This window comes from Kitasatospora sp. NPDC002543 (assembly GCF_053594915.1).
This window is the reverse complement of sequence record NZ_JBSFWR010000086.1, coordinates 18,091-38,622: the sequence shown is the minus strand read 5'-3', so window position 1 is coordinate 38,622 and position 20,532 is coordinate 18,091. Positions and strand designations below refer to the sequence as shown.

Here is a 20,532-nt window from a genome sequence, read left to right as displayed (position 1 = left end):
GCCTTCCGGAACGCCTGACCGGGGTGCCCGGGGCGGGTGCCCGGGGCGTGGACGGCGGCTGCCCTCCCCGGCCCGGGCACCGTCGGCGCACTCGGCGCCGTCGGCGCACTCTGCGCCGTCGGCGCACTCTGCGCCCTCAGCGTCCGATCGCGCCGTCCAGCTGTTCGCGGATGATGTCCGCGTGCCCGGCGTGCCGCCCGGTCTCCTCGATCATGTGGACCAGCACCCAGCGCAGCGACGGCCCCTCGACGGCGTCCGGCCGCAGCGAGCGCGCGCCCGGCCGGTCCAGGTCCGGGGCGGCCGCGACCACCGCGTCGGAGCGCCCGATGGCCTCCCGGTAGGCGGCCACCTCCGCGGCCACCGTCGCGCCGTCCAGCGACTCGCCGTCCGTCTCCCGGGGCGCCTCGCCCACGCCCCGGTAGGCCCAGGTGAACCAGTTGTCCTCGACCACGGCGAGGTGCCGCACCAACCACAGCAGGCTGGTGCCGGAGGCCACGCCGGGGCGCCGGGCGTCCTCGTCGGAGACCCCGTCGAGCTTGGCGATCACCGCCGCGCGCAGGTAGGCGAGGAAGGCCAGCAGAGTGGTCGGCTCGTCCGCGTTCAGGCTCGGCGGACGGACGTCGGAGGGCGTGCTCCGCCCGGTGTCGGTGTCGGTCACCGCGCCACCCTAGCCAGACCGTGACGCGACGTCACCAGCCCTGGGCGACCACCCAGTCGGCCAGCTCGCGGGCACAGCCGTCCACCGCCTCCTTCCAGGTGTGGCCCGCGCCGTCCCCGGCCTCGTCGCTGACGTGCTTGACCAGCCGTACCGGCACCCCGGCCCGGTGGGCGACGGTGGCGACGGCGTAGCCCTCCATGTCCACCAGGTCGGCGTGCTCGGCGAGCCGGTCGCGGGCGGCCGTGTCGGAGACGAAGAGGTCCCCGGTGGCCAGCACCGGCCCGTCGCCCTTGCCGATCACCAGCGGTGCACCGTACTCACGCCCGGTGAGCGCGTGCAGGGCGGCGGTGTCGAGGTCGTGCTGGATCACCTGGACCACGTGGTGGGTGCCCTCCCAGCCGGGGCGCAGCGCGCCGGCCGTGCCGAGGTTGATCACCTCGGAGGGCTTCTCGCCCTGGGCGAGGACGGTGGTCAGCGCGACCGCGGCGTTGACCTTCCCGATCCCGGTGAGCAGCACGGGCAGCCGACCGTCCAGGTGAGCGGCCTCCTCGCGCACGGCGACGACGAGCAGCGGGCGGTCGGGCGAGATCGTTCCAAGCAGGCGCATACCTCCATCGTACGGAGCGAAGGCGGACCGCACCCGGGATCGCCCGCCCGCGGGCGGCCCCCGCGCTCCGGAACGGCCCCCGCGCTCCGCCCGGCCGGGGGACCCGCCGACGCACCCGCCGGGGACCCGCCGACGCACCCGTCGGGGGACCTGCCGAGGCACCCGCCGGGAGAAGCGCCGGGACCCCGCCCGGGAACCGCCGGGGGCGCGATCCGCGTCGGACGGTTCGCCGCCCCTCGGGACGGCCGGCCGGAGCCGCACCGGCGGCACGGGCCGCCCGGGGGAACGTGCACGACATGCTCAAGATCGGCGCAAGTCGGGTGTGGCCGGGGGGAGTCACGGCCATACTGCTGCCATCGGTCGGGCCCCGGGGACGGGTCCGGCCCCAGGGGAGGATGAGGCGGGTGGCAACACCAGCAGGCAACGGCGCATCCGGCACCGCGCACCCGGCACGGCCGAACCGGCCGGGGCCGCAGGGAGCGCCGGGCGCACTGGTCGCGACGGCCGTACCGGCGGCGCCGGCCGTACCGGTGGCGCCGGTCACGACGCCCGCACCCGGAGCGGCCCCGCTCGCGAGGCCCGGCGGCGCTCCCCCGGCGACCGGACCTGGCAAGGCACCCGCGACGCGCCTCTCGACTGCCGTCAGCACCGGCGTGCGCGCCCGGCTCGCACAGGCCACCCGCACGCCGCCCAACCGGCTGAGGCTGGCCGGCGTGGTGCTCGCGGTGCTCACCATCGCCTTCGGCGGGCTCACCGCCTGGCAGTTGGAGGACAGGGCACGGGCCGCCGAGCGGGTGGTCACCCACAGCCAGCCGCTCAGCCGGGACGCCGCCGAGATCCACCGCAGACTGGCCGGTGCCGCCACCACCGCGACCACCGGCTTCCTGTTGGCCGGCAACGAGCCCACCACGGTCCGCAAGGAGTACGAGCAGGACCTCGCCCGCACCGCCGAGCTGATCACCAGCGCCGCCGCCCTGGCCGGCACGGCCTCTCGGGCGAAGGAACCACTGACCCTCCTGGGCCAGCAACTAACGGTCTACGCGGGCCTGGTGGAGAACGCCCGGGCCGACAACCGGCAGGGCATCCCGCTCGGCGGGGCCTACCTGCGCTACGCCTCCGAGCAGATGCAGAAGGAGCTGCTGCAGACCGCAGGCCGGCTCTCCGACTACGAGGACCGGGAACTCGCCGCCGACTACGCCGCGGCCAAGGCGGTGCCGTGGGCGGCGTACGGCCTGGGGCTGGTCACCCTGGCGGCGCTGGTCTGGGTGCAGCTGACGCTGTTCCGCCGCACCAACCGGGTGTTCAACATCGGGCTGCTGGGCGCCACCGCCGCCGTGCTGGCCGGCACCCTGTGGCTGACCGCCGCCGGACTGGGCACGACCTTCGCGCTCCAGCGCAGCTTCGAGCAGGGCGCGGCCCCGCTGCGCGCGCTCAACTCCGCCCGGGTGGACGTGCTGACCGCCCGGCTGAACGAGAACCTGCACTTCGTCGCCCGCGGCTCGACCGCCAAGTACACCGACGCGTGGACGGCGACCATCACGCACCTGGACGGGTCAGCCCCGGACGGCACCCGCAGGCCGGGCGGCGGCACCCTCGGCGAGGCCCTCAAGCTCGCCCCCGCCGACGCCGCCGGCGACATCGCGAAGGCCACCGAGCAGTACGGCTCCTGGCTCCGGCAGCACGAGGCGGCCCGGGCACTGGAGGTCAACAGCACCGACTACGAGGGCGCGCTGAAGGCGACCGTGACGGCCGACGGCGGCGGCACCACCGCCGACGCCTTCTTCAAGGCCACCGACGAAGCACTCGGGAAGGCCGCCGAAGCCGAGCAGAAGAGCCTCACGAACGCCGCCAAGGGCACCGACTGGGATCTGCGCGCCGCCGCCGTCGCCGTCGCGCTGTCCGGCCTGGTGGCCGCGGCCGCCGCGCTGCGCGGCCTGGGCCGACGACTGGCCGAGTACCGGTAACGGGCAAGGGAGACGCACCGATGCGCAACAGGACCTTCCGGAGAACCACCAGGCCCGCCGCCGCGCTGGCCCTGCTGGCGGCCGGCGCGGCCGTGCTCGCCGGCGGCGGCCCCGTCGGCGCCGCGCCGACGGCCGCGACCGCCGCACCGCTGGAGGTGCGGCAGGATCAGGCCGACGACTGCGACGTCCACAAGAGCGTGCCGCCGAGCACCGCCGACGGCCCGGCTGTGAAGGCCGTCAAGGACAAGGGCACCCTGGTGATCGGCGTGGACCAGAACAGCTACCGCTGGGGCGCCCGCAACCCGAAGACCGGGCAGATCGAGGGCTTCGACATCGACCTCGCCCGGGCCATCGGCGCGGCCGTCATGAACGGCGCGGACCCGCAGAAGAACAAAGTGGTGTTCAAGCCGGTGGCCACGGGCGACCGGGTGCCCGCCATCACGAGCGGCAGGGTCGACCTGATCGTCCGCACCATGACGGTCAAGTGCGGGATGAAGGGCGTCGCCTTCTCCACGCCGTACTTCAAGATCAGCCAGCGCGTCCTGGTGCCGCAGACGTCCCACCCGAAGGACATCGACGAGGCGATCAAGGGCAAGAGGGTCTGCGTCGCCGAGGAAACCACCGCGCTGGACGTGGTCGAGAAGAAGAAGACCGCCGGGAAGGTCGTCACGGTGGCGAACCAGCTGGACTGCCTGGTCCGGATGCAGCTCGGCGAGGTCGACGCGACCATGACCGACGACATCCTGGCGGCCGGTCAGGCCGCCCAGGACCAGACCGTGCAGATCGTTCCCGGCGCGATCCAGGAGGAGACGATCGGCGTCGCCGTGAACGAGAAGAACACCGACCTGATCGCCCGCGTCAACCAGGTGCTCGCCGACTACCACGCCCGGGGCGACTGGACCGATTCGTACAACCACTGGCTCGAGCCGTACCTGAAGATCGACGCCGACCGGTACTGGCCGGGCACCCGCTGAACCGCCGCGGCGGCCGACCCGGCGGGACGACGTCCGGAACGACGTCCGGGACGACCTCCGGGACGGCGCGCGGGAGGGCGCGGAAGAGGTGGCGCACGGCCCGTCAGCGGAGCGCCGACAACGGCTTGACGCCCCGCGCCCGCACCGCCCGAACGGTCACCGGCTAGGGTTCGGGACGATCACCACGGGGAGACCGGTGGTGGGCACGGGGGTTGTCGTGGGACCGCACGTCAGGCACGTCCGGATCGCACGCGAGGAAGGAAGGACACCGCGGTGGCGGCATCGGCTGGCCCGGTACTGAGCCGGGAGGAGGTGGACCGCGCGCTCGCCCGCCTCGGCGCGGAGCGGGACGCGGTCGAGTCCGCGCTGCTCGCGCTCCAGGACCACCCGGGCCTGCGGCTGCTGGACGGCGCCGAGCTGTCCGGGCGCACCCTGGAGCGCTGGTCGGTCGCCGGCAAGGGCCTGCCACTGCTCTGGGCACTGTTCGACCGCTACTCCGAGGCGCTCGCCTCGGCCCGGGCCGTCCGGGCCCGCAAGGCCAAGCCCGGCGCACCCGAGCTGGCCGAGCTGAGCGAACTGCTGACCGGCGAGGCGGTGACCGTCCCGGGCGGAGTGGTGCCGGACGGCCCGCAGGTGCTCGGCGCGCCGGCCAGGCTGGTCGAGCGGATCAGCCTGGACGCGCTGATGACCCGGATGAACTCCTGGTACGCCACCGTGCTGGAGGTGGTCAGCGCCGCCGACGCGGTCTGGTCGGCGCTGCCCGCCCGGATCGACCTGCTGCTCGCCGAACTCCAGCGGGTGCGCACCCTGGCCGCCTCGCTCGGCGTGCGCACCGGCGCCCACCCGCTCGGCGACGACCTGGCCGGGATCGAGAAGGACCTCACCGGGCTGCGCACCGAGGTGCACGGCGACCCGCTGTCGCTGTGGCGCCCGGCCCGGGTGCCCGCCCAGCGCGGCACCGTCCCGGAGGGGGAGGCCTTCGCCGGCCCGGCCGGAATGGTGGACACCGAGCGGTTCGACCGGGCCGGGCGGGCGCTGGACGGCGTCCGGCTGGAGCTGGAGGACCTGCTGCGGCTGCGCGACGAGGCCGAGGAACGCCTCCAGGGCGTCGGCGACCTGCTCCAGCGGGCCGACGCCACCCTGGCCGAGGCCCGCCGGGCGCGCGGCGAGGTGCTGGCGAAGATAGCGTCCAGCGACGTGCCGGCGGTGCCCGGACCGGCCTCGGCGCTGCGCGAGCGGATCGTCGCGGCGCTGGACCTGCGCCAGGCCGGGCAGTGGGGCCGGCTGGCACCGCTGCTGGACGCGCTGGAGGACGCCGCCGCCAAGGAGCTGGGCCGGGCCCGGCAGTCGCTCACCGAGGTGACCCAGCCGCTGGCCGTCCGGGCCGAACTGCGCGGCCGGCTGGACGCCTACAAGGCGATGGCCGCGCGGCTGCGGGTCGCCGAGGACCCGGAAGTGATCGAACGGTACGAGAAGGCGCGCTGGCTCCTGTGGAGCGCACCCTGCGACCTGCGGGCGGCGGCCGCCGCGGTGGCCCGGTTCCAGCAGTCGCTGCGGCCGGCCCACGCCGAGACCGGGGACGGACAGGCTCAGGAGGCGGCCGGCCGGACGCCGGCCGACGGACAGGTTCAGGACGGACAGGTTCAGGGGGGCTGAGGTTGATGGGCGGGACGTGCGAACGGCCGGAGTGCTCCGGCAGCGGCAGGATCGACGCCGACGGCTACTGCGACGAGTGCGGCCTGGCCCCTGCGGGCCGGACCACGGGGACCTCCGGGGCGCCAGGGACCTCCTCGACGGGAACCTCCACGGCAGGAACGTCCGCGCCGGGAGCCCCCGCCGGCCCCGGCTCGCCCTGCCCGCGCGACTGCTCCGGCAGCATCGACCCGGACGGCTACTGCGACGAGTGCGGCCTGACCGCGCCCACCGGCGACACCCGCGGCACCGGCGACACCGGCGCCACCCGGTCCCACGTCCCCTCCGCCCGGGTCTCCCCCGGCCCCGGCCGGGGCGGCTCCGGCCACGCCGGATCCGGCCGCAGCGGCTCGGCGCACTCGCTGTCGGCCGGCACCGGCAGCGGCCGCTCGCTCTCCGTCCGCTCCTCCCGGGGCGGCGCCTCCGCGGGCACCCGCAACCGGCTGGGCGCCGGTCTGGTCACCGTGCCGACCGTCGAGGCGGCCGACCCGTCCCGGGCGGTGCTGGTCGACCCCGAGGTGCCCGAGCGCAAGCGGTTCTGCTCCAGGTGCGACGCCCCGGTGGGCCGGGAGAAGAACGGACGCCCCGGCCGCCCGGACGGCTTCTGCACCAAGTGCGGCACGCCGTACTCGTTCACGCCCAAGCTGCGCCGCGGCGATCTGGTCGGCGGGCAGTACGAGGTGGTGGGCTGCCTGGCGCACGGCGGGCTCGGCTGGATCTACCTGGCGATGGACCGGCGGGTGCACGACAAGTGGGTGGTGCTCAAGGGCCTGCTGGACACCGGGGACGAGGACGCGCTCGCGGTCGCCGTCGCCGAACGGCGCTTCCTGGCCGAGGTGGACCACCCGAACATCGTCCGGATCATCAACTTCGCCGAGCACCCGGACCCGCAGACCGGCGCCACCGACGGCTACATCGTGATGGAGTACGTCGGCGGGAAGTCCCTCAAGGACATCGCCAACGAGCGCCGCACCCCGGACGGCCGGCGCGAACCGCTGCCGGTCGAGCAGGCGATCGCGTACGCGCTGGAGGCGCTGCCGGCCCTGGGCTACCTGCACGGCCGGGGCCTGGTCTACTGCGACTTCAAGATCGACAACGTGATCCAGAGCGGCGACACGCTCAAGATCATCGACATGGGCGCGGTCCGCCGGTCCGACGACGACGGCCCGATCTACGGCACCGTCGGCTACCAGGCCCCGGAGATCGCCATCGACGGCCCGTCCGTCGCCTCCGACCTGTACACCGTGGCCCGCACCCTGGCGGTGCTCACCTTCGACTTCCAGGGCTACAGCGGCACCTACCGCGACTCGCTGCCCGGCCCCGAGCAGGTCGAGGTCTTCGCCCGGTACGAGTCCTACTACCGCTTCCTGGTCCGCGCCACCGACCCGGACCCGGCCCGGCGCTTCGCCTCCGCCGAGGAGATGGCCGACCAGCTCACCGGCGTGCTGCGCGAGGTCCTGGCCCTCCGGGACGACCGGCCCCGGCCCGCGCCCTCCACCCTCTTCGGACCCGAACTGCGCGTCGTGGACACCGAGTTGCTGCTGCCCACCGAGAAGTCCGGGCAGCTCCGGGTGGCCCCGCTGGACCCGGCAGCAGCGGCCCTCGCACTGCCCGTCCCCCGGGTCGACCCCGGCGACCCCAACGCCGGCTTCCTCGCCGTCCTGGTCACCCCCGACCCCGAGGAGACGCTCGCCGCACTGGCCGGCGTCCCCGCCGCCTCCGTCGAGAGCCGGCTGCGCGAGCTGCGCACCCTGCTCGAACTCGGCCGCCACGGGGCCGCCGCCGAGCACCTCGCCGAACTGGAGAAGGACCAGCCGGACGACTGGCGGGTGGTCTGGTACCGCGGCCTGACCGCCCTCGTCGGCGGCACCGCCCCCGACGTGCGGACCGCCGCCGAGGCCTTCGACGCCGTCTACGACGCCTTTCCCGGCGAGGCCGCCCCCAAGCTGGCCCTGGCCATCTGCGCCGAGCTGCTCCGCGACGGCAACGGCGGTGGCGACGGCGGCGACCCGGCCGAGTTCTACCGACTGGTCTGGACCACCGACCACGCCTACCTGAGCGCCGCCTTCGGGCTGGCCCGGGTCCGCCTGGCCGAGGGGGACCGCACCGGCGCGGTCCGCGTCCTGGAGACCGTCCCGGCCGCCTCCAACCAGTACACGGCCGCCCGGATCGCCGCCGTCCGGGCCCGGCTGCGCGAGCGCCGGCCCACCGACGACCTGGCCGCCGACCTCGGCGCGAGCTCCGCGCAGCTGACCGCGCTGCGACTGGACGCCCGCCGCCGCGAGGAGCTCTCCGTCGAGGTGCTCGACGCGGCCCTCGGCTGGGTGGGCGCCGAGACGGCCGCCGGCCGGCCCGCCACCGACCTGGTGGTACTGGGACGTCCCGCACGGGAGCGGGAACTGCGCTTCGCCCTGGAACAGTCCTACCGGGTACTCGCCCGGTTGGCCGACCGGGCCGAGATCAGGATCGAGATGGTGGAACGGGCCAACCGTGCCCGTCCCAGGACGTGGGTGTAGCAATGCCGCAGCAGACCGAGTGCCCGAGCTGTTCGGAGCCGATGGAGCCGGAGGACGCCTACTGCGGCTCCTGCGGGACCGGCCGGGACGGCCGGGCGGCCCCCGGCTCGATGCCCACGAGCTGGGCCACCGCACGCGGCGAGGCCGTACCCTCGCCGCGCGGGCCCGTCTGCGTCCACTGCGGGCAGCCGAAGGTCACCCCGGACGGCTACTGCGAGGGCTGCGGCGGCGCCCAGCCCCGCCCGCGCGACCACATGGAGAAGTCCCTCGGCGGCGTCGCCGGGGTCAGCGACCGCGGCGTGCGCCACCACCGCAACGAGGACTCCTTCACCGTCGCCGCGACCTCCCTGCCCGGCGGCGAGCCGGTCGTCGTCGCCGTGGTGTGCGACGGCGTCTCCTCCTCCGACCGCCCGGACGAGGCCTCGGAGACCGCCGTGGACGTCGCCTCCGAGTCGCTGCTGACCGCCCTGGAGGCCGGCCGGGACCCGAACCAGGCGATGCGCCGGGCCATCGCCGACGCCGCCGACGCCGTCGCCGCCCTCGCCACCGACGGCGCCGGCCCCGCCAGGCCCGACCTCAACGCGCCCGCCTGCACCTACGTCAGCGCGATAGCCGCGGGCGGGCGGGTCACCATCGGGTGGGTCGGCGACACCCGGGCGTACTGGATCCCGGACGACCGCGCCGCCGCCGAGCCGTTCCGGCTCACCCAGGACGACTCCTGGGCGGCCCGGATGGTCGAGGCCGGGCTGATGAGCGAGGCCGAGGCCTACGCCGACCCGCGGGCGCACGCGATCACCGGCTGGCTCGGCGCCGACGCCGAGGAGGTCGTCCCGCACACCCTCGACTTCACCCCGCACGTCCCCGGGGTGGTGCTGATCTGCACCGACGGGCTGTGGAACTACGCCGAGGCGGCCACCGACCTGGCGTACTACGTGCGCCCGGACGCCCGCACCGAGCCGCTCGCCACGGCGCAGACCCTGGTGAAGTTCGCCGTCGCGGCCGGCGGCCACGACAACATCACCGTCGCCGTGCTGCCGATCGACCCGCCGGCCGCCGCCGTCGAGGAGGCCGAACAGAGCCCCACCGCGCTGGACCTGCCGGTGATCGCCCCGCGGTCGGCCGACCGGCCCGCCCCGGAGGAGGACGAGGACTACGAGCCGACCCTGCCGGACCTCCCGGTGATCGGCTCCCCCGCCGCCCCGCTGCCCCCGGCCCCGGCAGCGCCCCCGGAGATCCCCCCGGCGCCGCCCGTCCCGCCGACCGCCCCCGCCGCTCCCGCCCCGCCCGCCGCACCGCCCGTCCCGCCGCAGCCGCCGCACCCGCCGACGGCCTGACCGACCACCCGCCGGACGCCCCGGCGGCACGGCCCGCCGGCCCCGCCCGGCGGGCCGCCCCACCGTCCTGAGCACGTCCACCCCTCACCCGACGGGAGCCGACCGCCCCATGGCAACTCTGGCGAAGCCGAACCTGCCCAGATTCGACGTGGAGATCTTCCAGAACGAGTACCTGGCCGACGGCGCCCGCGAGGTCAACGCCATCGTCACCGTCACCTCCACCGGCGGCGGCACCTCGGGCGGTCGGCCGCTCGGCTTCTCCGACGCCGCCGCGGCGGGCACCGGCGCCTCGGCGGCCGTGGTCGTCCTGGTGGACTGCTCGGGCTCGATGGACTACCCCAAGAGCAAGATCAACGGGGCCCGCGAGGCCACCGCCGCCGCCATCGACGCCCTGCGCGACGGCACCGCCTTCGCCGTGGTCGCCGGCACCCACGAGGCCCGCGACATCTACCCCGGCGACGGCACCCTGGCCACCGCCTCCGCCATCACCCGCGCCCAGGCCAAGGAGTCGCTGCGCCGGCTCACCGCGGCCGGCGGCACCGCGATGGGCACCTGGCTGGCCAAAGCCGACCAGCTCTTCCTCACCCGCCGCGACATCGCCATCCGGCACGCCGTCCTGCTCACCGACGGCAACAACGAGCACGAGTCGGCCGAGGACCTGGCCCGCACCGTCGAGCGGGTGACCGGCCACTTCACCGCCGACTGCCGCGGCGTGGGCACCGACTGGCGGATCGACGAGCTGCGCAGGATCTCCTCGGCGCTGCTCGGCACCACCGACATCGTCGCCGAGCCCTCCGGCCTGGCCGAGGACTTCCGCTCGATGATGGCCGGCGCGATGGGCAAGCAGGTCGCCGATGTCGCGCTGCGGATCTGGACCCCGGCCAACGCCACGGTCCGGTTCGTCAAGCAGGTCGCCCCGTCGGTCGAGGACCTGACCTCCCGCCGCACCGAGGCCGGCCCCCGGGCCGGCGACTACCCCACCGGCTCCTGGGGCGACGAGAGCCGCGACTACCACGTCTGCGTCGAGGTGCCGGCCGCCTCGGTCGGCAACGAGATGCTGGCCGCCCGGGTCAGCCTGGTGCTGCCCCAGCAGGTCGCCGGCGGCACCCCGGAGGTGCTCACCCAGGGCCTGGTCAAGGCGGTCTGGACGGACGACCTGGCCTCCTCCACCCGGATCAGCCCGCAGGTCGCCCACTACACCGGGCAGGCCGAGCTCGCCTCCTCCATCCAGGAGGGCCTGGAGGCCCACCGGGCCGGGGACGTCCACCGCGCGACGGCCAAGCTGGGCGCCGCCGTCCGGATCGCCCACGCGACCGGGAACGAGGGCACCTACCGGCTGCTCCAGAAGGTGGTGGACGTGGTGGACCCGAAGGAGGGTACGGTTCGGTTCCGTAAGAACGTGAGCGAGGCCGACTCGATGACCCTTGAGACCCGGTCGACCAAGACGGTACGTGTGAAGAAGTGACCGCTGAAGACGTGACCGGACCGACATCCCGGCGCGACGCCGCACCGAGCGGGCCCGAAACGAGGGGGACCTGATGCCGATCTGCCCGAGGGGCCACGAGTCGCAGGCCGAGGACTGGTGCGACTTCTGCGGCTTCCCGATGACCCCGCCGGCCCCCGCACCGGGGGCGCACGGAGGCTACCCGGGGGCGCCCGGGGCCGACTCCGCGCCCGGCACGCACTCCGGTGGGCACCCGGGGTACGGCGGCGCGTCCTTCGGCGCACCGCCGCCTCCGCCGCCGATGCCGCCGGGCGCCGTCCCGCCGCACGGCGCGCCCCTGCCGCCGCCGGGACAGCTGCCCCCGCCGCCGCACGGCGCCCACGGAGCCGCGCCCTCGCACGGAGCCGCGCCCTCGTACGGGGCCGTCCCGCCGCAGGCCGGACCGCAGGGCCTCACCGCGGGCCTGGCCGTCTGCCCGATCTGCCGCAGCCCGCAGACCGGACGGTTCTGCGAGGAGTGCGGCTACGACTACGAGCTCTCCACGCCCTCGCGCCGCCAGGTGCCCGGCGCCGGTCCGGCCCAGCCCGGTCCCGGTCAGCAGCCGCCGCTGAACATCCCGGCGGCCTACGGCGGCACCCCGCCGCAGGCCCCCGCCGGTCATGATCCCGCCGGCCATGCCCCGGGCGGCCAACACCCCTTCGGGCAGCCGCCGTTCGGGCAGACGCCGGCCGGCGGACCGCTCGCCCCGCCGCCGGCCGCCCAGCAGGCCGTCGCCCCACCCGTCCCGCAGCAGCCCCAGACCCCCGGGCACCCGCACGGCTACGGCTACCCGCCCGTCCCGGCCGGCCACGGCCAGGACGGGCCCGCGCCGGAGAGCGGGTTCCCCGACACCTCGGTGCGCGAGGACTCCGGCCCGGTGTACGCCCAGCCGGCCGGCCCCGGCCCGAACAGCCGCGGCGGCGACTTCGGCACCTCCTTCACCCTGGCGCCGCCGCGGCAACCGCAGCCGCAGCAGCCCCAGGAGCCCGTCCCGGCCGAGCCGGCGCGGGCCAACTGGATCGCCGTGGTCTCGGCCGACCGGGACTACTTCACCGAGATGATGGCCCGCAGCGGCCCCGAGGCGGCCGGCCTGTTCTTCCCGCCGTACTGCCCCGAGCGCCGGATCCCGCTGACCGGCCGCGGCCAGCTGCGGATCGGGCGGCGCAGCCAGCACCGCGGCACGGTGCCGGAGATCGACCTGTCCGTCCCGCCGGAGGACCCGGGCGCCTCGCACCAGCACGCGCTGCTCGCCGAACAGGCGGACGGCAGCTGGGTCCTGGTGGACCAGGACTCCACCAACGGCACCACCATGAACGGCGGCGCGGAGCCCGTCGCCCCGCACACCGCGGTGCCGCTGAACGACGGCGACCGGATCCACATCGGCGCCTGGACCACCATCACCGTGCACCGGGGCTGAAAGTCCGTCAAATCGTTATCCGGCGGCCTTCCGCCGACAACTCCGGCCGGGCCGGGCGGAATTCGACATCCGCCCGGCCCGGCCGCATTCGGGCCGTCTCCAAAATATCCGCAAATTCCCCCGCACCGGTGTGCGCAGGAGCCTTCCCAGCCCCTAGGCTCATGGCACATGACTGCTGCTATATCCGCTGACGGCATCCGCCAGCGGTACGGGGATGTGCAGGCCGTCGACGGGGTGTCGTTCACCGTCGAGGCCGGCGAGTTCTACGGGATCCTGGGCCCCAACGGCGCCGGGAAGACCACCACGATGGAGATCCTGGAGGGCGTCCGGAAACCGGACGAGGGCCGGGTCGAACTGCTGGGCATGGCGCCCTGGCCGCGCAATCCGAAACTGCTGCCGCGAATCGGCGTGCAGTTCCAGGCCTCCGCTTTCTTCCGGAAACTGACGGCCCGGGAGACCATCCGCACCTTCGCGTCGTTCTACGGGGTCGGCCCCAAGCGGGCCGACGCGATGCTGGAGCGGGTCGGCCTCTCCGAGAAGGCCGGGACGATGACCGACCAGATGTCCGGCGGCCAGGCCCAGCGCCTGTCGATCGCCTGCGCCCTGGCCCACGACCCGGAGCTCGTCTTCCTGGACGAGCCCACCACCGGCCTCGACCCGCAGTCCCGGCGCAACCTCTGGGACCTCCTGCGGGACATCAACGCCGAGGGCCGCACGGTCGTGCTGACCACCCACTACCTGGACGAGGCCGAGGTGCTCTGCGACCGGGTCTCGATCATGGACCACGGGAAGATCCTGCACACCGGCGCCCCGGCGGCGCTGATCCGCGAGATCGACGACACCGTCCGGATCAGCGTGGCCTCCGGCCAGCTCCCGCTCGACCGGGCCCGGGAGCTGATGACCGCGGCCGGCGCGGACATCACCACCCTGGAGGACGACAGCGTCTCGCTCTCCGTCTCCACCCGCCTTCCCGCCCCGGTGCTCAGCGTCCTCGCCGAGCAGAACGCGCTGCGCGGCCTGGAAGTGCGCGGCGCCACCCTGGAGGACGTCTTCCTCCAGCTGACCGGACGGGAGTTCCGCGCATGACCCCCACCACCCCCACCGAGCCGCAGGCCCCCGGCCGGCGCGGCGGCCCGGCCGCCGGCGAGCGGGAGCGGGTCAGCGCGTTCTGGAGCCTGTCCCGCGCCATGCTGCTCGGGATGAAGCGCGACCGCACCGCGACCTTCTTCATCCTGCTGTTCCCGCTGGTGTTCCTGGTGTTCTTCGGCTCCGTGACCAAGGGCTCCGGCAGCCCCCACGCCAAGGTGGCGCAGGTCGGCGCGGTGAAGCTGTTCGACTCCATCCAGGGCGACCAGCGGGCCGGCCTGGAGAAGGTCCTCACCATCACGAAGACCGACGACGAGGCCGCCACCCTGGAGAAGGTCCGCAAGGGCGACTACGACGCGCTGATCAAGCAGGGCCCGGACGGCACCGTCGAGCTGCGCTACACCGCCGCCGACCAGGTCCGCGCCGGCGCCCTCCAGGGCATCCTCGACTCGGTGGTCCAGACCGCCAACCAGGCGGCCACCGGCCAGAAGCCGGCCTTCGTGCTGGACTCCCAGCAGGTCGAGGACAAGTCCCTCAAGCCGATCCAGTTCCTCACCCCCGGCCTGCTCGGCTGGGCCGTCGCCACCGGCGCGGTCTTCGGCGCCGCGCTGACGCTGGTCAACTGGCGCAAGACCAAGGTGCTGCGCCGGCTGCGGCTGGCCCCGATCAACGCCGGCACCGTGATCAGCTCCCGGGTCCTGGTCTCGCTGCTGACCGCGTTCCTGCAGACCGCCGTCTTCCTGGTCGTCGCGACGAGCTTCTTCGGGCTCAAGCTCACCGGCAACTGGTGGCTGGTCATCCCGCTGGTGGCCTGCGCGACGCTCGCCTTCATGTCGATCGGCCTGCTGGCCGGCTCGGTCGCCAAGACCGAGGAGGCGGCCAACGGCATCTCGCAGATCATCGTGCTGCCGATGTCCTTCCTGTCCGGCTCGTTCTTCCCGCTGGACGGCGCCCCGGGCTGGCTGAAGGCCGTCTCCGAGGTCATGCCGCTGCACTACCTGGTCGACTCCGCCCAGTCGGTGCTCACCCGCGGCGGCGGCGTCATGGACGCCCTGCCGACCATGGGCGGCCTGCTGCTCTTCGCGGCCGTGCTGACCGGCATCTCCTGGAAGCTGTTCCGCTGGGAGGACTGACCCTCCCCGGCTGATCCCCACCGATCCCGACGGGGTCGTACGCCTTTGGTCCCGGTGTACGACCCCGTCGGCGTCTGCGACCATGGTCGGGTGAGAGAGATCCGGCGGGGCACGTTGAGCGAGGAGACCTTCTACGACCAGGTCGGCGGTGAAGCGACCTTCCGGCGGCTGGCCCACCGGTTCTACGAAGGCATCGCGGAGGACGAGTTGCTGCGGCCGATGTACCCCGAGGAGGACCTCGGGCCGGCCGAGGAGCGGATGGCCCTCTTCCTGATGCAGTACTGGGGCGGCCCGCGCACCTACAGCGAGCGGCGCGGCCACCCGCGGCTGCGGATGCGGCACGCCCCGTTCAAGGTCGACAAGGCCGCGCACGACGCCTGGCTCACCCACATGCGGGCAGCCGTGGCGAGCCTGGACCTGGCGGACGAGCACGAGCAGCAGCTGCTCGAGTACCTGACCTACGCCGCCGCCTCGATGATCAACACCCCGGGCTGAGCCGGCCCCACGAGGCCGTGATCCGTGAGCCCGGGCTCCGCCGAGCCCGCTCCACGCCTACCGGAGCGGGCTGAGCCCCAGCCCCGCTCCCGGCGCGGCCGCGGTGCGCACCGCCACCGAGCCCGCCGGGGCGCTCAGCCGCAGCCAGCCGCCCGCCCGGTGCACGGTCAGCGGGGCGCCGGGCCGCAGGAAGCCGATCACGTACGCGGCGTGCGGCGCGCGCAGCGGCAGCTCGGGCAGCACGGAGACCGGGCGGGACCAGATCTCGTCGGCCAGCGCGTCCAGCACCGCACGGGTGCGGTGGTGCGCCGGAACGGCCTCGCTGCGCTCGCGGAACTCCCGCACCCCGGCCATCAGTTCGGGGTACACCTCGGCCACCGGCGGGGCGCCGACCGGCCGCCAGCCGGTGCGCGGCGGCAGCAGCCCGGCCCAGGCCGGGCCGGTCACCGGCGCGGGCAGCCCGACGGCGCCCGCCTCCGCGTCCACGCCGTCCAGCAGCCGGCCCGCCGAGACGGTCAGGTCCACCGCCTCGTCCAGGCCGCCCAGCCGCACGGTGCGGATCGCCAGCGTCCCCGAGCCGCCCAGCGGCAGCCGCCCGAAGACCGCCAGCACGCCGTCCCCCTCGCCGGGGCCCACCGCCTGGAGCCGGACGGCCGCCGCCCGGTCGAAGCGCAGCAGGCGCTGCAGGAAGGCGGAGAGGTCGGCGGCCTCCCCGGTGTCGGTCAGGGCGAGACGGGCGGTGATGGTCACAGCGGTTCAGCTCGAATCGTCGGCTCGAATCGTCGGGTGGGGTCAGACGGCGGCGGCCACCGGCTCCTCGTCCATGAAGCGGCCCAGGAACTCCCGCTCCACCGGCGAGATCCGGCGCGGCCGGCCCTCGGCCAGGTCGTAGGGGACGACCACGGTGGACGCCCGGACGTACACGGTGTCGCTGCCGTCCTCGGCGACGTCCTTGATCTCGTAGGAGACGGTCAGCGAGGCGCCGCCGATCTTCGTCACCCAGGTCTCGATGGTGACCGGCTCGGGCCGGTGCACCAGCGGGCGCTTGTAGTCGATCTCGTGGCGGGCCACCACCGAGCCGCCCGCGAACTCCCCGGCGCCGGCCGCGGCGGCCTGGGTGAACATGAAGTCGATCCGGGCCTCCTCCAGGTAGCGCAGGAAGACCACGTTGTTGACGTGCCCGAACGCGTCCATGTCGGACCAGCGCAGCGGGCAGGCGTAGATGTGGCGAGCCACGGGGGTTCTCCTCGGTGTCCGGTCGCCCGTCGGCGCCGCTTCCCGGCGAGGGCCGGTGGCGGCGACGGGCCGCGGCCCGGCAGGCCGCCCCGGAGGGCAGTCTGCCGGGCCGTTGTGACGGGCGGGTGTCAGCCTCGGGTCAGCTTCTTGTAGGTGGCCCGGTGCGGACGGGCGGCGTCGGCGCCGAGCCGCTCGATCTTGTTCTTCTCGTACGACTCGAAGTTGCCCTCGAACCAGAACCACTTGCTCTCGCCCTCGTAGGCGAGGATGTGGGTGGCCACTCGGTCCAGGAACCAGCGGTCGTGGGAGATGACCACGGCGCAGCCGGGGAACTCCAGCAGGGCGTTCTCCAGCGAGGAGAGCGTCTCGACGTCGAGGTCGTTGGTGGGCTCGTCGAGGAGCAGCAGGTTGCCGCCCTGCTTGAGGGTCAGCGCCAGGTTCAGGCGGTTGCGCTCACCACCGGAGAGCACGCCGGCCGGCTTCTGCTGGTCCGGGCCCTTGAAGCCGAAGGCCGACACGTAGGCGCGGGACGGCATCTCGACCTGGCCGACGTTGATCCAGTCCAGACCGTCGGAGACGACCTCCCAGAGGGTCTTCTTCGGGTCGATGTTGGAGCGGGTCTGGTCGACGTAGCTGATCTTGACGGTCTCGCCGACCTTGACCGTGCCGCTGTCCGGGGTCTCCAGGTCCTGGAGCATCTTGAACAGGGTGGTCTTGCCGGCGCCGTTCGGGCCGATGATGCCGACGATGCCGTTGCGCGGCAGGGTGAAGCTCAGGTCGTCGATCAGGACCTTCTCACCGAAGGCCTTGTTGAGGTTCTCGACCTCGATGACGACGCTGCCCAGACGCGGGCCCGGCGGGATCTGGATCTCCTCGAAGTCCAGCTTCCGCATCTTGTCGGCCTCGGCCGCCATCTCCTCGTAGCGGGCCAGACGCGCCTTGGACTTCGCCTGGCGGCCCTTGGCGTTGGAGCGGACCCACTCCAGCTCCTCCTTGAGGCGCTTGGCGCGCTTGGCGTCCTTCTGCCCCTCGACCTTGAGACGCGACTGCTTGGACTCCAGGTAGGTGGAGTAGTTGCCCTCGTAGCCGATGGCGCGGCCGCGGTCGAGCTCCAGGATCCAGCCGGCCACGTTGTCCAGGAAGTACCGGTCGTGGGTGACGGCCACGACGGTGCCCTTGTACTTGGCCAGGTGCTGCTCCAGCCAGTTCACCGACTCGGCGTCGAGGTGGTTGGTGGGCTCGTCGAGCAGCAGCAGGTCGGGGGCCTCCAGCAGCAGCTTGCAGAGCGCCACACGACGCTTCTCGCCACCGGAGAGCTTGGTGACCGCCCAGTCGCCGGGCGGGCAGCCCAGGGCGTCCATGGCCTGCTCCAGCTGGGCGTCCAGGTCCCAGGCCTCGGCGTGGTCCAGCTCCTCCTGGAGCTTGCCCATCTCCTCGAGGAGGGCGTCCGAGTAGTCGGTCGCCATCAGCTCGGCGATCTCGTTGAAGCGGTCGAGCTTCCCCTTGATCTCCTTGACGCCGTCCTGGACGTTCTCCAGGACCGTCTTGGTCTCGTCCAGCGGCGGCTCCTGGAGGAGCATCCCGACCGTGAAGCCGGGCGAGAGGAAGGCGTCGCCGTTGGAGGGGTGCTCCAGGCCGGCCATCATCTTCAGCACGGTGGACTTACCGGCGCCGTTGGGGCCCACGACGCCGATCTTCGCTCCGGGGAGGAAGCTGAGCGTCACGTCGTCAAGGATGACCTTGTCTCCGTGAGCCTTGCGCACCTTGCGCATCGTGTAGATGTATTCCGCCACGTGAGATCGCTCCGGCGTCGTCGGGAGTAATTCGGCTTGCAGCCTTCCATTGTGCCGCACCCGGCCCGGAGCCCCGAATCGCCCAGGTGACCCCACCGGGGTATCCCGAACGGCTCCCCGGCCGTCACCGGCCCTCGGCCGTCCGGCCGGCCCCGCCGCCCCGGCCCCGGGCCGCGTCGAGCGCGGTACCGGCCGAGCCGCCCGATCCACCCCGGCGGCCGGAAACACCGCGGCCCGACCCCCCGCAGCGGGTGCGGGGAGCCGGGCCGGTTGCCGCTCTCAGGGCCTCGGGAGGTCAGTGCCTCCCGGCCCGCTCGGGCGGTTCGATCGGTTCAGCCGGTCGGGGCCGGTCGGCCCGTCGGGCCGGTCAGCCGGTTCGGGCCGGTCAGGCGGTTCGGGCCGGTCAGGCGGTGGTGCGGCCGTGGCGGCCGCGGCGGCGCAGGACGAAGACGGCGGCGCCACCGGCCACGACCAGGCCACCGGCGACGGCGGCGAGGATCGGGGTGGAGTCGTTGGCACCGGTCTGGGCCAGGCCACCGGTGCCCGGGGCGGCGCTGGTGGTCGCCGGGGTCGGCTGGCCGGCGCCGTTGCTCGGGGTGCCGGACGGGGCCGCGCTCGGCGTGCCGGACGGCGCGGTGGTGGCGGCCGGGGTGGACGGGCCCGGGGTCGGGGTCACGCCGACCTTGCAGTCCAGGACACCGGTGAACTGCTTGGTGTAGCCGTTCGGGCCGGTCACGGTGAAGTCGTAGTTGGCCTTCTCCTCGACCTTGACCAGCACGGTCTCGGTCTTGCCCGGCTGGACGGCGACCTGCTGCTTGCCGACCGTGACGGTGGCGGCCTCGTCACCGCTGTTGGTGACGGACACCCGCACGCCGCCGGCGGCGCACTCCTCCTTGGCGGAGCTGTCGATCAGCGCGCCCTTGCCCTGCTTCCAGGTGGCCTTGGCGTCGGCCGCGACGTTCACCTTGGTGGAGCCGGCCAGGATCATGGTCTGGCTGTGGCGGCCGCGGTTGTCGACCTTGCTCATGAAGACCCGGCCGCTGAGCACGTTGGCCTCGGCGGTGGCGCTGATGGCGGCCTTGCCGTCCGGGGTGCCGGCCGGCACGTCCAGGAACAGCGGGGTGTCCTTGCCGATCGGGCCGGCCAGGCTGCCGTTGACCGGCTTGCTGTCCTTGTCCAGCAGCTTGACCTTGTCCGCGGCGTCGCCGGTGACGGTCAGCTTGACCTCGTTCGCGCTGGAGTTCAGCAGGAACGGGCCGAGCTTGCCGCCCGACTTCCCGGAGGCCGAGTCCGGGGAGAGGGTCAGCGAGGGCTTGGGCTCGGCCGCGACGCCCTTGTTGGCGTCGCCGACCAGGTAGTCGCGAAGCTTCTTGGCCTTGTCGTTGCGCGGGGTGGCGTTCTTGTTGTCCGAGAACTTCCAGATCGCGGCCTGGGTGCCGGCGGCGGCGTCCGCCTCGCTCAGGCCGTCGACGTGGATCGCCGTGGCCAGGGAGGCCAGGCTCGCCTGCGGGTAGGAGTTGTCCAGGATCCAGCGGATCTTGGGCGCGTTCGCGTTGCTGTTGAGCGAGCTCGACGCCCAGTCCGCCTCGTGGTACTTGGCGCCGCTGTCCAGGTAGACCGGGTTGTCGAAGTCGATGCAGTACGTCCTGAGCTTCTCGCCGTTGGCCGTCTTGAGGGTGAAGAGACCGGCGTCGACCGTCCCCTTGCCCTCGACGTCGACCTTCTCGCCGAGCATCTCGTTCTGGACTTCCGCGGTCACGCCCGAGCTCGGGGTGCCGGCCGCGGCCGCCGCACCGGCCGCGAACAGGCCACCGCCCAGCGCCAAGCTGGTCGTGAGCATGACAGTGGTTATCCGGGACAGACTCCGCCCCTGCCTCTGGAACATCTGGGATCCCTCCGGGCCGGGCCGCACCGAGTGGGCGGCCCGCCGACTTGCCGTCCCGCGCGTGCCCCCTGTGGCACTGCTGCGGGTATGAACCAGACGAATCCTATTGAGCCCCGGAGGCCCCGAAACCCACATGCGAAATCAGGACGATTCCGTATCTGTATCGTTATCAACCGCCGCAAGTCCCACACAAGCTGATGGTCTGCCAGAATCCGGCGGATCGTTTTCTGTTATCCGGTCGGATTGCGCGCGGGGGGTC

General features: G+C 73.9%; 16 protein-coding genes. 10 read left to right on the top strand and 6 right to left on the bottom strand.

Features of this window, described 5'->3' with window-relative positions; all coding sequences use genetic code 11:
• Positions 1–136: 136 nt before the first annotated feature.
• Together ACWD4P_RS28815 and ACWD4P_RS28810 are read right to left on the bottom strand one after the other, a co-directional pair.
• Complete coding sequence (locus ACWD4P_RS28815; RefSeq protein WP_449781631.1) at positions 137–658, bottom strand: DinB family protein; 522 nt, start codon at positions 656–658, stop codon at positions 137–139.
• A 31-nt stretch (positions 659–689) separates the two neighbouring features.
• A complete protein-coding gene (locus ACWD4P_RS28810; RefSeq protein WP_359817983.1) occupies positions 690–1,265 on the bottom strand; it encodes a nucleosidase in 576 nt (191 codons plus the stop codon).
• Positions 1,266–1,918: 653 nt separating this feature from the next.
• Between ACWD4P_RS28810 and ACWD4P_RS28805 the strand changes: the two genes are divergently transcribed.
• From ACWD4P_RS28805 to ACWD4P_RS28760, 10 genes are all read left to right on the top strand, one after another.
• The gene (locus tag ACWD4P_RS28805; protein WP_359817981.1) at positions 1,919–3,229 is read left to right on the top strand and encodes a hypothetical protein; all 1,311 of its coding nucleotides are present in this window, start codon (positions 1,919–1,921) and stop codon (positions 3,227–3,229) included.
• A gap of 20 nt (positions 3,230–3,249) precedes the next feature.
• Positions 3,250–4,203 carry a transporter substrate-binding domain-containing protein gene (locus ACWD4P_RS28800; protein ID WP_449781630.1) on the top strand — a complete coding sequence of 318 codons (954 nt, stop codon included), beginning with the start codon at positions 3,250–3,252 and terminating at the stop codon, positions 4,201–4,203.
• A 273-nt stretch (positions 4,204–4,476) separates the two neighbouring features.
• Positions 4,477–5,859, top strand: coding sequence for a hypothetical protein (locus ACWD4P_RS28795; protein WP_359830471.1), 1,383 nt, complete (start codon positions 4,477–4,479; stop codon positions 5,857–5,859).
• A 5-nt stretch (positions 5,860–5,864) separates the two neighbouring features.
• Positions 5,865–8,411 (top strand): tetratricopeptide repeat protein, encoded by a 2,547-nt coding sequence (locus tag ACWD4P_RS28790; protein WP_449781629.1) that lies wholly within the window; start codon positions 5,865–5,867, stop codon positions 8,409–8,411.
• 2 nt (positions 8,412–8,413) lie between these two features.
• On the top strand, positions 8,414–9,745 hold the full coding sequence (locus ACWD4P_RS28785; RefSeq protein ID WP_449781628.1) for a protein phosphatase 2C domain-containing protein: 1,332 nt from the start codon (positions 8,414–8,416) through the stop codon (positions 9,743–9,745).
• 109 nt (positions 9,746–9,854) lie between these two features.
• Positions 9,855–11,210: a vWA domain-containing protein gene (locus ACWD4P_RS28780; RefSeq protein WP_359829737.1), complete on the top strand. Its 1,356-nt coding sequence runs from the start codon at positions 9,855–9,857 to the stop codon at positions 11,208–11,210.
• 73 nt (positions 11,211–11,283) lie between these two features.
• Positions 11,284–12,645 carry an FHA domain-containing protein gene (locus ACWD4P_RS28775; RefSeq protein WP_449781627.1) on the top strand — a complete coding sequence of 454 codons (1,362 nt, stop codon included), beginning with the start codon at positions 11,284–11,286 and terminating at the stop codon, positions 12,643–12,645.
• Between the two features lie 168 nt (positions 12,646–12,813).
• Positions 12,814–13,731, top strand: a complete 918-nt coding sequence (locus tag ACWD4P_RS28770; protein WP_449781626.1) for an ABC transporter ATP-binding protein — start codon at positions 12,814–12,816, stop codon at positions 13,729–13,731.
• Positions 13,728–14,864, top strand: a complete 1,137-nt coding sequence (locus tag ACWD4P_RS28765) for an ABC transporter permease (protein WP_359829734.1) — start codon at positions 13,728–13,730, stop codon at positions 14,862–14,864. Before ACWD4P_RS28770 ends, ACWD4P_RS28765 begins: the two co-directional genes overlap by 4 nt.
• A gap of 90 nt (positions 14,865–14,954) precedes the next feature.
• Positions 14,955–15,359 (top strand): globin, encoded by a 405-nt coding sequence (locus ACWD4P_RS28760; RefSeq protein WP_359829733.1) that lies wholly within the window; start codon positions 14,955–14,957, stop codon positions 15,357–15,359.
• Between the two features lie 57 nt (positions 15,360–15,416).
• Here ACWD4P_RS28760 and ACWD4P_RS28755 read toward each other — a convergent pair whose 3' ends face one another.
• From ACWD4P_RS28755 to ACWD4P_RS28740, 4 genes are all read right to left on the bottom strand, one after another.
• Positions 15,417–16,109 carry a hypothetical protein gene (locus tag ACWD4P_RS28755; protein ID WP_449781625.1) on the bottom strand — a complete coding sequence of 231 codons (693 nt, stop codon included), beginning with the start codon at positions 16,107–16,109 and terminating at the stop codon, positions 15,417–15,419.
• A 42-nt stretch (positions 16,110–16,151) separates the two neighbouring features.
• The gene (locus ACWD4P_RS28750) at positions 16,152–16,595 is read right to left on the bottom strand and encodes an acyl-CoA thioesterase (protein ID WP_359829732.1); all 444 of its coding nucleotides are present in this window, start codon (positions 16,593–16,595) and stop codon (positions 16,152–16,154) included.
• Positions 16,596–16,723: 128 nt separating this feature from the next.
• Positions 16,724–18,388 carry an energy-dependent translational throttle protein EttA gene (gene ettA / locus ACWD4P_RS28745; RefSeq protein ID WP_359829731.1) on the bottom strand — a complete coding sequence of 555 codons (1,665 nt, stop codon included), beginning with the start codon at positions 18,386–18,388 and terminating at the stop codon, positions 16,724–16,726.
• 403 nt (positions 18,389–18,791) lie between these two features.
• Positions 18,792–20,228 carry a Cys-Gln thioester bond-forming surface protein gene (locus ACWD4P_RS28740; protein WP_449781624.1) on the bottom strand — a complete coding sequence of 479 codons (1,437 nt, stop codon included), beginning with the start codon at positions 20,226–20,228 and terminating at the stop codon, positions 18,792–18,794.
• Positions 20,229–20,532 lie beyond the last annotated feature (304 nt).